This window comes from Streptomyces sp. CT34, from assembly GCF_000805335.1.
Taxonomy (GTDB): domain Bacteria; phylum Actinomycetota; class Actinomycetes; order Streptomycetales; family Streptomycetaceae; genus Streptomyces.
In genome coordinates this window covers 4,232,746-4,245,385 of sequence record NZ_KN708638.1, presented here as the reverse complement: position 1 = coordinate 4,245,385, position 12,640 = coordinate 4,232,746, and the positions used below count along the sequence as shown (strand labels likewise).

Sequence of the window (12,640 nt, the reverse complement as noted above, 5' to 3'; positions counted from 1 at the left end):
GCCCTTCTGCGTTGTGCTGCGATTACGCGGCGACGACCTCGACGCCGAGCTTCGCGACGACCTCAGCGTGCAGACGCACGGAGACCTGGTGCGCGCCCAGGGTCTTGATCGGCGAACCGAGCTCAACACGGCGCTTGTCGACGTCCGGACCACCGGCGGCCTTGATCGCCGAGGCGACGTCGGCCGGGGTGACGGAGCCGAACAGGCGGCCCGCGTCGCCGGCGCGAACGGCCAGCTTCACGTTGACGCCCTCAAGCTGAGCCTTGACCTCGTTGGCCTGCTCGATCGTGGCGATCTCGCGGATCTTGCGACCGCGGCGGATCTGCTCGACGTCCTTCTCGCCACCCTTGGTCCAGCGGATCGCGAAACCACGCGGAACCAGGTAGTTACGGGCGTACCCGTCCTTGACGTCCACGACGTCACCGGCGGTGCCGAGGCCAGAGACCTCGTGGGTGAGGATGATCTTCATGAGTCGGTCACCCTTCCCTTATCGCGCGGTGGACGTGTAGGGCAGCAGCGCCATCTCACGGCTGTTCTTCACGGCCGTGGCGACGTCACGCTGGTGCTGAGTGCAGTTACCGGTGACCCGGCGGGCACGGATCTTGCCGCGGTCGGAGATGAACTTCCGCAGCAGGTTCGTGTCCTTGTAGTCGACGTAGGAGATCTTCTCCTTGCAGAACACGCAAACCTTCTTCTTAGGCTTGCGAGCAGGCGGCTTCGCCATTGTCTCTCTCCAGTAAGTTCAAGAAGTGTGTGCTGACGCCCCCAAGGCCCCGGCCGCTCCGGTCGCCGTTTCACGTGAAACACGCGGTTTCACGTGAAACACCGCGGCCCCGGATCGGCTGTACGGACCTAGAAGGGCGGCTCGTCCGAGTAGCCACCGCCGGAGCTACCGCCCCAGCCACCGCCGCCCTGCTGGCCACCGCCGGCAGGACCGCTGGTCGCCCACGGGTCGTCGGCGGGCGCACCGCCGCCGCCCTGCTGACCGCCGCCGGGGCCGCCGCCCCAGCCGCCGCCACCCTGGCCGCCGCCCTGCTGACCACCGCCGAAGCCGCCGCCCTGACCACCGCGACCGCCGGTCTTGGTGATCTTTGCTGTGGCGTTCTTCAGGCTCGCGCCCACTTCCTCGACGTCGAGCTCGTAGACCGTGCGCTTCACGCCCTCGCGGTCCTCGTACGACCGCTGCTTGAGGCGGCCCTGGACAACCACGCGGGTGCCCCGCGTCAGGGACTCGGCGACGTTCTCCGCCGCCTGACGCCACACCGAGCAGGTCAGGAACAGGCTCTCGCCGTCCTTCCACTCGTTGGTCTGGCGGTCGAAGGTGCGGGGAGTGGACGCGACGCGGAACTTCGCGACCGCCGCACCGGACGGGGTGAAGCGCAGCTCGGGGTCGTCGACAAGATTGCCGACAACCGTGATGACGGTCTCGCCTGCCATTAGGGGAACCTCTCGGCGGGTGTGCTGCTGGCTGCTGGTGTTGCTGCTACTCGAACCCGGTTACCGCTGGGCGCTGACGCGCTCAGTGGGTCTCGGGACGGAGGACCTTGGTCCGGAGGACCGACTCGTTCAGGTTCATCTGACGGTCGAGCTCCTTGACGACCGCAGGCTCGGCCTGCAGGTCGATGACCGAGTAGATGCCCTCGGGCTTCTTGTTGATCTCGTACGAGAGACGACGACGGCCCCAGGTGTCGACCTTTTCGACCTTTCCGTTGCCCTCGCGGACGACGGAGAGGAAGTTCTCGATCAGCGGGGAGACAGCGCGCTCCTCAAGATCGGGGTCGAGGATGACCATCACCTCGTAGTGACGCATGGTGAACCCACCTCCTTTGGACTCAGCGGCCACGGTCGTTCCGTGGCAGGAGGGTCGTAATGCGTTCCGCGCTGGCCCGCCGGAGTATCCGGGCAGACATGGGCGCAGACCGTACAGAGTACCTGCCTCCGAGCTTCCGGTTGAAATCCGGTCGTCGCACCCCTCAATCTGGAACACAACGGGTGTGAGCGGCGTTACAGTGCGCCGCCCTGTCCAGTCGGAGGTGCCGTATGGCACAGGCAGCACGGACCCAGCGGAACCTGCTCGCGCTTCTCAACAGCGACGGCCAATCCCATCCCGTCGAGAACACCCTCGCGGTCACCACCCTCGTCCTGGGTGCGATCGCCGTCCTCACAGCTCTCTCGCCCAGCCTGCACCTGGTCAGCTCCTGGGTGGGCCTGATCGGAATCGGAACGGGTCTCTGGGGCCAGTTCATCTCGTCGACGACGGGTGAACGCTTCCTGTTCATCATCGGGCTCGGGGCAGCCGCCCTGGGCTTCTACATCGGCCTGGCACACGGCGGCCTCTTCGGCGGCGTCATCGGTTAGGCGCCGCCGCGCTGCGGCATACGGAGCCCGCCCCCGTACGGCCCAGACGGGGTGCTCCCCGGTCACAGTAGGCTTCGGCGCGAGAGCCGGAGCCCCGACCGAGGGGACACACCAGCCGAGGAGCGCCCCGCATGAGCCTGACCCTGAGGACCATCAGTCGAGAGCAGCATCTGGCATACATCCAGAGCCTGCCCGCGGCGAGCCACATGCAGGTCCCGGCCTGGGCGGACGTGAAGGCCGAGTGGCGGTCGGAGAGCCTGGGCTGGTTCGACACCACCGGCGAGCTGGTCGGCGCGGGCCTGGTCCTCTACCGGCAGCTGCCCAAGATCAAGCGCTACCTCGCGTACCTCCCCGAGGGCCCGGTCATCAACTGGTTCGCGCCGAATCTGGAGGACTGGCTGCAGCCGATGCTCGGCCACCTCAAGCAGCAGGGCGCCTTCTCCGTGAAGATGGGCCCGCCGGTCATCATCCGCCGCTGGGACTCCGCCGCGATCAAGTCCGGCATCCAGAGCCCGGACGTCAAGCGGCTGCGCGATGTCGAGGCCACCCACATCGAGCCGCGCGCCTTCGAGGTCGCCGACCGGCTGCGCCGCATGGGCTGGCAGCAGGGCGAGGACGGCGGCGCCGGCTTCGGCGATGTGCAGCCCCGCTACGTATTCCAGGTACCGCTCGCCGACCGCTCGCTGGAAGAGGTCCACAAGGGCTTCAACCAGCTGTGGCGCCGCAACATCAAGAAGGCCGAGAAGGCCGGCGTCGAGGTCGTCCAGGGCGGCTACGACGACCTCGCCGAATGGCAGCGGCTGTACGAGGTCACCGCGGAGCGCGATCGTTTCCGGCCCCGCCCGCTCGGCTACTTCCAGCGGATGTGGACGGCCCTCAACTCCGAGGACCCCAACCGCATGCGGCTCTACTTCGCCCGCCACAACGGCGTCAACCTGTCTGCCGCGACAATGCTCGTCGTCGGCGGGCACGTCTGGTACTCCTACGGCGCCTCGGACAACATCGGCCGTGAGGTCCGCCCCTCCAACGCCATGCAGTGGCGGATGCTTCAGGACGCCTACGCGCTCGGCGCCACCGTCTACGACCTCCGCGGCATCAGCGACTCGTTGGACGAGAACGACCACCTCTTCGGCCTGATCCAGTTCAAGGTCGGCACGGGTGGGCAGGCGGCGGAGTACCTCGGCGAATGGGACTTCCCACTCAACAAGCTGCTGCACAAGGCACTGGACCTCTACATGTCGCGGCGCTGACCGCTCCACCGCACCGTTCGTACCCCTGACACACCCCAGCCACGAGAAAGGTTCCGGGCCGGCCATGGCGCTCACCCTCTACGTCGACACCGCGCGCTGGCGGGCGCATCAGCAGAGCGTTCTCCAGCAGTTCCCCGGGCTGGTCCCGGTCTGCAAAGGCAACGGCTACGGATTCGGCCACGAGCGGCTCGCCGATGAAGCCACCCGGCTCGGAGCCGACATCCTCGCGGTCGGCACGACCTACGAAGCGGCCCGCATCAAGGACTTCTTCAGCGGCGACCTGCTCGTTCTGACCCCCTTCCGGCACGGCGAGGAGCCGGTGCCGCTGCCCGACCGGGCGATCCGCTCGGTCTCCTCGGTCGAGGGCGTGGGCGGGCTGGTCGGCGCCCGGGTCGTCATCGAGGTCATGAGCAGCATGAAGCGGCACGGCGTCGTACCCGAGGACCTGCCGAAGCTGGCCGCCGCCATCGAGGACGTCCGGCTGGAAGGCTTCGCGATCCACCTCCCACTGGACCGCACCGACGGCTCCGACTCGGTGGAAGAGGTCATCGGCTGGATGGACCGGCTGCGCGCCGACCGCCTCCCGCTGCACACCATGTTCGTCAGCCACCTCAAGGCCGACGAACTCGCCCGCCTCCAGCAGCAGTTCCCGCAGACCCGCTTCCGCGCGCGGATCGGCACACGGCTGTGGCTGGGCGACCACGAAGCGACCGAGTACCGCGGCTCGGTCCTCGACGTCACGTCCGTCAAGAAGGGCGACCGGTTCGGCTACCGCCAGCAAAGGGCGGCCTCGGACGGCTGCTTGGTCGTCGTGGCGGGGGGCACCTCGCACGGCGTCGGCCTGGAGTCGCCCAAGGCGCTGCACGGCGTGATGCCGCGCGCCAAGGGCGTGGCCCGGGCCGGTCTGGCGACCGTCAACCGCAACCTGGCGCCGTACGTCTGGGCCGGGAAGCAGCGCTGGTTCGCGGAGCCCCCGCACATGCAGGTGTCGATCCTGTTCGTGCCGGCGGATGCCCCCGCACCGAAGGTCGGCGAGGAGCTGGTGGCCCACCTGCGGCACACCACCACGCAGTACGACCGCATGGTGGACCGCTGATCCGGGCGGATCCCCCACACACCTGCACCAGGGCCCGGTGCCGCCGGTCAACTCCGCGGCACCGGGCCCTCGTTGTGCGTCCGCAGCGGATCAGTCCTGTGCGACGCCCCAGCGCACCCGTGGCGTCCCCTCGAAGTGCACCGCGTGGCGCGGCGTGTGATGCGCCCGCCCGAGCACCACCACATCGGGACTGCGGTCCAGGACACCCCCGGAGGGGTCGTCGTCCCCGTCCCTGCGGACCACGTCCCGCTCCGGCATCAGGATGTCTCGGATGACCACCGCGCAGAGGTAGAGGGTGGCCAACAAGTGGAGCACGATGGCCAGTTGGTAGCCCTCGGGCGGCAGTCCCTGGTGCTTGTCGCCGCTGCCGGTGTAGGCGAGATACATCCAGATCCCGAGGAAGTACATGATCTCGCCCGCCTGCCAGATCAGGAAGTCCCGCCAGCGCGGCCGGGCCAGCGCGGCGAGCGGAACCAGCCACAGCACGTACTGCGGCGAGTAGACCTTGTTGGTGAGGATGAACAGCGCGACGACGAGGAACGCGAGCTGGGCGAAGCGCGGCCGGCGCGGCGCGTAGAACGTCAGCAGCGCGATGCCACCGCAGCCGAGGATCATCAGCAGCGTCGCATAGAGGTTGGCGTTCTCCAGAGGGTCCCCGGTGCGCTGCGAGATCAGCAGCCAGACGGAACCGAAGTCGATGGGACGCTCCTGGCTGAAGGTGTAGAACTTCGCCCAGCCCTCCCGGATATGGAATCCGGACGCATCATGCATGATCATCACCGGCAGGTTCACTACCAGCCATGAGGCCACCGCACCGGTGACGGCCCTCCCGTACGCGCGCCAGGCTCCAGCGCGCCAGCACAGCACCAGCAGCGGCCCCAGCAACAGGACGGGGTAGAGCTTCGCCGCCGTGGCCAGCCCGATCAGGACTCCGGACGCCAGCGGGCGACTGCGCGACCACATCAGCATCCCGGCGGCGGTCAGGGCGACCGCCAGCAGGTCCCAGTTGATAGTGGCGGTGAGGGCGAAGGCGGGGGCCAGGGCCACCAGCAGACCGTCCCAGGGCCGCCGCCGGTGGGTACGCGCCACGCACACCGCGATGACGGCGGCGCAGACCATCAGCATCCCGGCGTTGACCAGCCAGTAGATCTGTTCGCGGTCCTGGATCGCCCCGCTGTGCGGCGTCATCCAGGAGGCGACCTCCATGAAAAGGCCGGTCAGTACCGGGTACTCCAGATACTGCATATCGCCCGGCAGCCGGTCGAAGTACGGGATCAGCCCATCGGCGAAGCCCCGCCCGGTGTAGAGATGGGGGATATCGGAGTAGCAGGCGTGGACGTACTGGCTGGTGGCGCCGAAGAACCATCCGCCGTTGTAGCAGGGCAGCTTCTGCACCATGCCGAGCGCGAACACACCAATGGCGACGAGCGCGATGAACCGCACCGGCGACATCCAGTTCGCTCCGAGCAGCACCCGCCGCCCGCCCGGCCCGCCGATCAGCTCGCTGCCGGCCGCCGCCACCTCATCCCGTTCCGTCGGCCGTACCGGCTCGTCCTGTCGCAGGCTCGTCATGGCCCCATCCTGCCGTACACGCATGGGACGAACACGACGAAGCCCCCGCCCGGTCGCACCGGGTCGGGGGCTTCGTGGAGCCGTGTTTCACGTGAAACGAGTGCCGTTTCACGTGAAACGATCAGCGGTCCTAGCCACCGGTGGGCCCGCCGAAGATGCCTCCTCCGGTGTTCCCGCCGCTCGTCGGGTCAGGCGTCGGACTCGTACCGCCGGTACCGCCGCCCGGTCCGCCGCCGGTCGTCCCACCGTTCCCGCCGTTCTGCTTGCAGTGGAAGTCCCACGGGGAGCACGACTTGGTCGGGGTGGCCGACGGAGTATTCGTCGGGGAAGCGGACTGGCTGGGTGTCCCGGACGGAGTCGCCGACGGCGTGGCACTCGGCGTCGGGGTCGGCGTGGGAGAGGGCATCCCCTGCTCGTTCTGTACCTGCCCGATCGGCGTGGCTGCCGGGAAGTCCTGCGGGGTGACACCCTGCATCGCCTGCAGCATGTACTGGGTCCACACCTCGGTCGGCAGCGCGCCACCGTGGATCGAGTCGAAGCCGCCGACGCCGTTCATGGACAGCTGACGGGGGTTCTGCGCGTCCTCACGGAACATGCTGATGGCCGTCGAGAGCTGCTTGGTGTAGCCGACGAACCAGGCCGACTTGTTCTCGTCGGTGGTACCGGTCTTGCCGGCGGCCGGCATACCCAGCTTCTTGGCCGTCGTCGCGGTGCCGTTCTCGATCACGTTCTTCAGCACGTCGGTGATGTTGTTGGCAATGTTGGCCTCCATCGCCTGCTGCGGCTTGGGCTTGTCGAAGCCCGGCACATCCTCACCCTGGGACATCACCTTGGTCACCGAATACGGCTCCACGCTCGTACCGGAGGCGGCGAAGGTGCCGTAGGCATCGGCCATGCGAATCGCACTCGGAGTGGAAGTGCCCAGCGCGAAGGACGGGTTGAGGTTCTTGTCGAAGCTGCCCGGCGAGATCCCCGCGGCCTGCGCCATGTCCCGCACCTTGTCCATACCGACATCCATGCCGAGCTGAACGTACGGGGTGTTGACCGACTGCTCCATCGCCTTCCGCAAGGTGATGTAGCCCCAGGGGTAGTTGCTCTCGTTGACCTGATAGAAGGGCGAGTTGTCCTTCTTCAGCACAATCGAACCGTCCGCGTTCTTCACCTTGAGATGGTCATCGCCGTTGTACTTGCTGTCCGGCGAGACCGGCACACCGCTGTGCGCAACGGTCCCGTACTTCATGGCCGCGGCGAGCACGAACGGCTTCCAGGTCGAGCCGACCGGCACCCCGTAGGTATCGGCGTTGTTACTGAAGTGGCCCTTGTCGTAGCCGTTACCGCCGTACAGCGCGACGATCTTGCCGTCTCCCGGCACCACGGAAGCGCCACCGAACTGGACGTACTTGTCCTTATCCGGGCGTTTCGTCGGGTCGATGTAGTGCTTGTCGACCTTCTGCACCGCGGCTGCCAGCTCGTTGGTCTTCTTCTCGTCAAAGGTCGTCTGGATCGTGTAGCCGCCCTTGTCGAACAGGGCCTCGCTGATGTTCGCCTTCCTGAGCACGTACTTCTTGGCCACGTCGATCAAGTACCCGATCTGCCCGCCCTTGCTGGCCACCGGCTTCGGCGCCTTGGGCATCGGGAACTTCGTGTACGTGGCCCGCTCGGCCTTCGACATGAGGTGGTTGGCCACCTCGCGGTCGAGGATCCAGGACCAACGAGCCTTGGCGCGCTGGATGTTCTGCTCGGGGGTGGCGCCGGGGCCGGTGCCACCCGCAGGGTCGTAGAGGTTCGCGCCCTTGAGCAGGGACGCCAGGAACGCGCCCTCGTCCGGCTTCAGCTGGGAGGCGTTCTTCCCGAAGTACGCCTGGGCCGCCGCCTGGATGCCGTAGGCACCGCGACCGAAGTAGCTGGTGTTCAAGTACCCCTGCAAGATACTGGGCTTGTCCATCGTCGAGCCGACCTTGATGGAGATGAACAGCTCCTTGAACTTACGGGTGATGGTCTGCTCCTGGCTCAGCATCGCGTTCTTCACGTACTGCTGAGTGATGGTCGACCCACCCTGGGTGTCACCGCCCTTGGCCATGTTGACCAGGGCGCGGAGGATACCCATCGGGTCCACGCCGGAGTCCGTCCGGAACGAGGCGTTCTCCGCGGAGATCGCTGCGTTCTGCATGGACTTCGGAATTTCGCTTATCTTGATGTTCTGCCGGTTTGTCTCACCGTCGCGCGCCATGACCTTGCCGTCGGCCCAGAGGTAGACGTTGTTCTGCGACGTGGCGGCCTTGTTCTCGTCCGGTACCTGCACCAGCGCGAGACCGACGCCGGCCACGCCGACGATCAGGCCGATGACCGTGATGCACATGGCGGCCACCTGTTTCCAGGACGGCACGAACCGGCGCCATCCGGTGCGGTTGGCACGTGGATAGTCAATAAGGCGCTTCTTGGCGGGATTTCCACCACCGCGACCGCGTCCACGGCCTCCGTCGGCGCCGCCGCCTCCTCCGCCACCACCGCCACGGCGGCCCCCGCCGCCGTAACCGCCGGCGGCGGACCCGCCGGAGGCCATCGCCGCGGAGTCGGACGCCCGTCGGCGTCCGCCGCGCTGCGCGGCCCGCCGGGCCTCGGCACGCCCTCCCGGCGGCCGGTCCTCGGGGGCCTGGGACGTAGAACCCGTAACAGCGCCATGCGGAGGGGCGGCACGCCGCCCTGATGACTGCTGTGCGGCACGTCTGGCCGCGGCACGTCCGCCACCTTGTGGCTGTGGCGGTTTGCGACGGTGCTCGCTCATGGAACGAATACTCCTCGGGCAGGCGCGCTCTCTCGTCGCCTGAAGGCGGCAGTTGTCTTCAGGTCCCCCCGATGCACGACCCGCTCCTGACGCGCGGGCCGCACTACACCGAGGTCAGGGACGCCACGTATCGGCCCACGGTTCCCGGCAGTCTGCATGCCGCACAGACTACGCACGGCCAAAACCTGCCCAGTGTTGAAATTCACTCCAAAACAGTCAGGTTACGTCGCACGAATAAGTGATGTGACGCCGTTCACCGTCCCCACCCTTGTTCCGCCCAGGGTGCCGTTCTATCGTCTGGATGTATCGAGTCGATACATCAGCACGAGATAAAGACCGCACAGGGCCAAGGAGGCGGAGGATGAGCAGGCGTTCCGGCGTCCTCGAATTCGCCGTCCTCGGCCTGCTCCGCGAATCCCCCATGCACGGTTACGAGTTGCGCAAGCGGCTCAACACCTCGCTCGGGGTCTTCCGTGCGTTCAGCTACGGCACCCTCTACCCCTGCCTCAAGGGGCTGGTCGCGAACGGCTGGCTCGTAGAGGAAACGGGCGGCGCCCCGGACGGTGTTCCCGCCACGGCGCTCACCGGGCGCCGGGCAAAAATTGTCTACCGATTGACCGCGGCGGGCAAAGACCACTTCGAGGAGCTGCTCACCCACTCCGGGCCGGATGCGTGGGAGGACGAGCACTTCGGCGTCCGCTTCGCGTTCTTCGGCCAGACGTCGCGGGACGTACGGATGCGCGTGTTGGAAGGCCGCCGCAGCCGGCTGGAGGAGCGCCTCGAAAAAATGCGCACCTCCTTGGCCAGGACCCGTGAGCGGCTGGACGACTACACCCTCGAACTACAGCGGCACGGCATGGAATCCGTGGAGCGCGAGGTCCGTTGGCTGAACGAGCTCATCGAGAGTGAGCGCGCCGGGCGCGATCAGCGCGCACCGGGTCCCACGGAGCGGGACAAGAACACCCCGTCAGGAGATGCGGACGGCCTGCCCCGGCACCGGGGCGGTTCCCGGCCGGATCCGTCCGAATGACACCACCACATGGGGCCCTGCCGTACAGGGCCCCATCGAGAACACAGGGAGCAACCGGAATGGGTTCGGTTCGCGTAGCCATTGTCGGCGTGGGCAACTGCGCCGCCTCGCTGGTACAGGGCGTCGAGTATTACAAGGACGCCGACCCCGACAGCCGCGTGCCCGGCCTCATGCACGTGCAGTTCGGCGACTACCACGTCCGCGACATCGAGTTCGTGGCCGCCTTCGACGTGGACGCCAAGAAGGTCGGCCTCGACCTCTCGGACGCCATCGGCGCCAGCGAGAACAACACCATCAAGATCTGCGATGTGCCGAACACCGGCGTGCAGGTCCAGCGCGGCCACACACTCGACGGCCTGGGCAAGTACTACCGCATGACGATCGAGGAGTCCGCGGAGGCCCCGGTCGATGTCGTCCAGGTCCTCAAGGACAAGCAGGTCGACGTCCTGGTCTGCTACCTGCCCGTCGGCTCCGAGGACGCGGCGAAGTACTACGCCCAGTGCGCCATCGACGCCAAGGTCGCGTTCGTCAACGCCCTCCCGGTCTTCATCGCCGGTACCAAGGAGTGGGCGGACAAGTTCACCGAGGCCGGTGTGCCGATCGTCGGTGACGACATCAAGTCGCAGGTCGGCGCCACGATCACGCACCGCGTGATGGCCAAGCTCTTCGAGGACCGGGGCGTCATCCTGGACCGCACGATGCAGCTGAACGTCGGCGGCAACATGGACTTCAAGAACATGCTGGAGCGCGACCGCCTGGAGTCCAAGAAGATCTCCAAGACGCAGGCCGTCACCTCGCAGATCCCCGACCGCGAGCTGGGCGAGAAGAACGTGCACATCGGCCCGTCCGACTACGTCGCCTGGCTGGACGACCGCAAGTGGGCCTACGTCCGCCTTGAGGGCCGCGCCTTCGGCGATGTCCCGCTGAACCTGGAGTACAAGCTCGAGGTCTGGGACTCCCCGAACTCCGCGGGCGTCATCATCGACGCGCTGCGCGCCGCGAAGATCGCCAAGGACCGGGGGATCGGTGGCCCGATCCTCTCCGCTTCCTCGTACTTCATGAAGTCGCCGCCGGTGCAGTACTTCGACGACGAGGCGCGGGAGAACGTCGAGAAGTTCATCCGGGGCGACGTCGAGCGCTGAGGCACTCGCCGCTCTCCTCGTTCCGCCGGCCTCCGGGTATTCCGCCCGGAGGCCGGTGAGCTGTGTGAGGCTGTGCCTCATGCATGCTGTGCGCGATCTCCGCGTATTACTGCGGCTGCGCGACTTCCGGACGCTGCTGGCCGCACGGCTCCTGTCCCAGGCCGCCGACGGGGTGTTCCAGGTTGCGCTCGCCACGTTCGTCGTCTTCTCGCCCGAAAAGCAGGCGTCGCCCGAGGCGATCGCCTCCGCCATGGCGATCCTGCTGCTGCCGTACTCCCTTCTCGGGCCGTTCACCGGCGTGCTGCTGGACCGTTGGCGCCGGCGTCAGGTCCTGCTGTACGGCAATCTGCTGCGGGCCCTGCTCGCGGTGGCGACGGCCGTGCTGATCGCGGTGAAGGTCCCGGACTGGCTCTTCTACGCCTCGGCCCTCTCGGTCACAGGCGTGAACCGCTTTGTCCTGGCGGGGCTTTCCGCCTCGCTTCCCCGCGTCGTCGGCGGCGAGCAGCTGGTGATGGCCAACTCCCTTGCGCCCACGGCCGGAACGCTCGCCATGACGGCCGGGGGTGCGCTCGCCCTCGCGGTACGGCTGGCCGGCTCGGACGTGGATGCGTTCGTCGTGCTGCTCGCCGCGTTCCTCTACTTCTGTTCCGCCCTCACCGCCCTGCGGATGACGCCGCAGCGCCTCGGACCCGACCCCTCGGTGCTCCAACCGCACCTCGGCGAGGCCCTGTTGAGCACCGTCAAGGGTCTGATGGACGGTCTGCGCCACCTCGCCGAGCGGCCCGTCCCGACCCGCGCGCTGACCGCGATGACGGTGATCCGCTTCTGCTACGGCGCGCTGACGGTCATGGTGCTGATGCTGAGCCGGTACGCCTGGTCCCGTACCGAATCCCAGGGCTTGGCACTGCTCGGGATAACCGTCGCCGTGTCAGGAGCCGGCTTCTTCGCGGCTGCCGTGATCACCCCGTGGGCGGTCGGGCGCCTCACCCCGTTCGGCTGGATCACCCTCTGCGCCGCGACAGGCGCGGTCCTGGTGCCCGCGCTCGGCCTCTTCTTCCATCCGGCGCCCATGCTGGTCGCCGCGTTCGTCCTCGGTCTGGGCACACAGGGGACCAAGATCACCACAGACACGGTGGTCCAGTCGTCGGTCGACGATGCCTTCCGCGGCCGGGTCTTCTCCATCTACGACGTGCTGTTCAACATCGCCTTCGTCGGTGCCGCCGCGGTCGCCGCGCTGATGCTGCCGCCCGACGGGAAGTCAGCCGTACTCATCGTCGTCGTGGCCGTGCTCTACGCCGCGGTCGCCGCGATACTGGCCCGCAAGGGGTTCGGACGCCACTAGGGCTGCCCGGTAGGTCCGGATCGGACAGGCGCTGGCCGTCTCACCCTCACCGATTGGCGCCCCTC

General features: G+C 67.6%; 12 protein-coding genes. 6 read left to right on the top strand and 6 right to left on the bottom strand.

The annotated features are described in order from the left end of the window. Positions 1-22: 22 nt before the first annotated feature. From rplI to rpsF, 4 genes are all read right to left on the bottom strand, one after another. Positions 23-469, bottom strand: a complete 447-nt coding sequence (gene rplI / locus RZ84_RS18555) for a 50S ribosomal protein L9 (protein ID WP_043265241.1) — start codon at positions 467-469, stop codon at positions 23-25. 18 nt (positions 470-487) lie between these two features. Next, positions 488-724: a 30S ribosomal protein S18 gene (gene rpsR, locus RZ84_RS18550; protein ID WP_003978893.1), complete on the bottom strand. Its 237-nt coding sequence runs from the start codon at positions 722-724 to the stop codon at positions 488-490. 128 nt (positions 725-852) lie between these two features. Next, entirely contained in the window at positions 853-1,437 is a 585-nt protein-coding gene (locus RZ84_RS18545) for a single-stranded DNA-binding protein (protein ID WP_043265240.1), read from the bottom strand. A gap of 82 nt (positions 1,438-1,519) precedes the next feature. Further along, entirely contained in the window at positions 1,520-1,810 is a 291-nt protein-coding gene (rpsF, locus tag RZ84_RS18540; protein ID WP_003978891.1) for a 30S ribosomal protein S6, read from the bottom strand. Positions 1,811-2,040: 230 nt separating this feature from the next. Here rpsF and RZ84_RS18535 point away from each other — a divergent pair, with 230 nt between their 5' ends. From RZ84_RS18535 to RZ84_RS18525, 3 genes are all read left to right on the top strand, one after another. After that, positions 2,041-2,358 (top strand): hypothetical protein, encoded by a 318-nt coding sequence (locus tag RZ84_RS18535; protein WP_043265239.1) that lies wholly within the window; start codon positions 2,041-2,043, stop codon positions 2,356-2,358. A 131-nt stretch (positions 2,359-2,489) separates the two neighbouring features. Continuing rightward, entirely contained in the window at positions 2,490-3,608 is a 1,119-nt protein-coding gene (locus tag RZ84_RS18530) for a lipid II:glycine glycyltransferase FemX (protein ID WP_043265238.1), read from the top strand. A gap of 64 nt (positions 3,609-3,672) precedes the next feature. Further along, a complete protein-coding gene (locus RZ84_RS18525) occupies positions 3,673-4,704 on the top strand; it encodes an alanine racemase (RefSeq protein ID WP_043265237.1) in 1,032 nt (343 codons plus the stop codon). A 90-nt stretch (positions 4,705-4,794) separates the two neighbouring features. On the opposite strand, the gene RZ84_RS18520 is transcribed toward RZ84_RS18525, so the two are convergent. Both RZ84_RS18520 and RZ84_RS18515 read right to left on the bottom strand, forming a co-directional pair. Further along, the gene (locus RZ84_RS18520) at positions 4,795-6,276 is read right to left on the bottom strand and encodes a glycosyltransferase family 87 protein (protein ID WP_043265236.1); all 1,482 of its coding nucleotides are present in this window, start codon (positions 6,274-6,276) and stop codon (positions 4,795-4,797) included. A gap of 130 nt (positions 6,277-6,406) precedes the next feature. Beyond that, a complete protein-coding gene (locus tag RZ84_RS18515) occupies positions 6,407-8,635 on the bottom strand; it encodes a transglycosylase domain-containing protein (protein ID WP_241777756.1) in 2,229 nt (742 codons plus the stop codon). A gap of 787 nt (positions 8,636-9,422) precedes the next feature. On the opposite strand from RZ84_RS18515, the gene RZ84_RS18510 reads away from it, so the two are divergent. The 3 genes from RZ84_RS18510 to RZ84_RS18500 all read left to right on the top strand — a co-directional run bounded on the left by RZ84_RS18510 (position 9,423) and on the right by RZ84_RS18500 (position 12,575). After that, on the top strand, positions 9,423-10,091 hold the full coding sequence (locus tag RZ84_RS18510; protein WP_043265234.1) for a PadR family transcriptional regulator: 669 nt from the start codon (positions 9,423-9,425) through the stop codon (positions 10,089-10,091). A gap of 59 nt (positions 10,092-10,150) precedes the next feature. Continuing rightward, entirely contained in the window at positions 10,151-11,233 is a 1,083-nt protein-coding gene (locus tag RZ84_RS18505; protein WP_043265233.1) for an inositol-3-phosphate synthase, read from the top strand. Between the two features lie 79 nt (positions 11,234-11,312). Beyond that, positions 11,313-12,575: an MFS transporter gene (locus tag RZ84_RS18500; RefSeq protein WP_043265232.1), complete on the top strand. Its 1,263-nt coding sequence runs from the start codon at positions 11,313-11,315 to the stop codon at positions 12,573-12,575. The last annotated feature ends 65 nt before the right edge of the window (positions 12,576-12,640 follow it).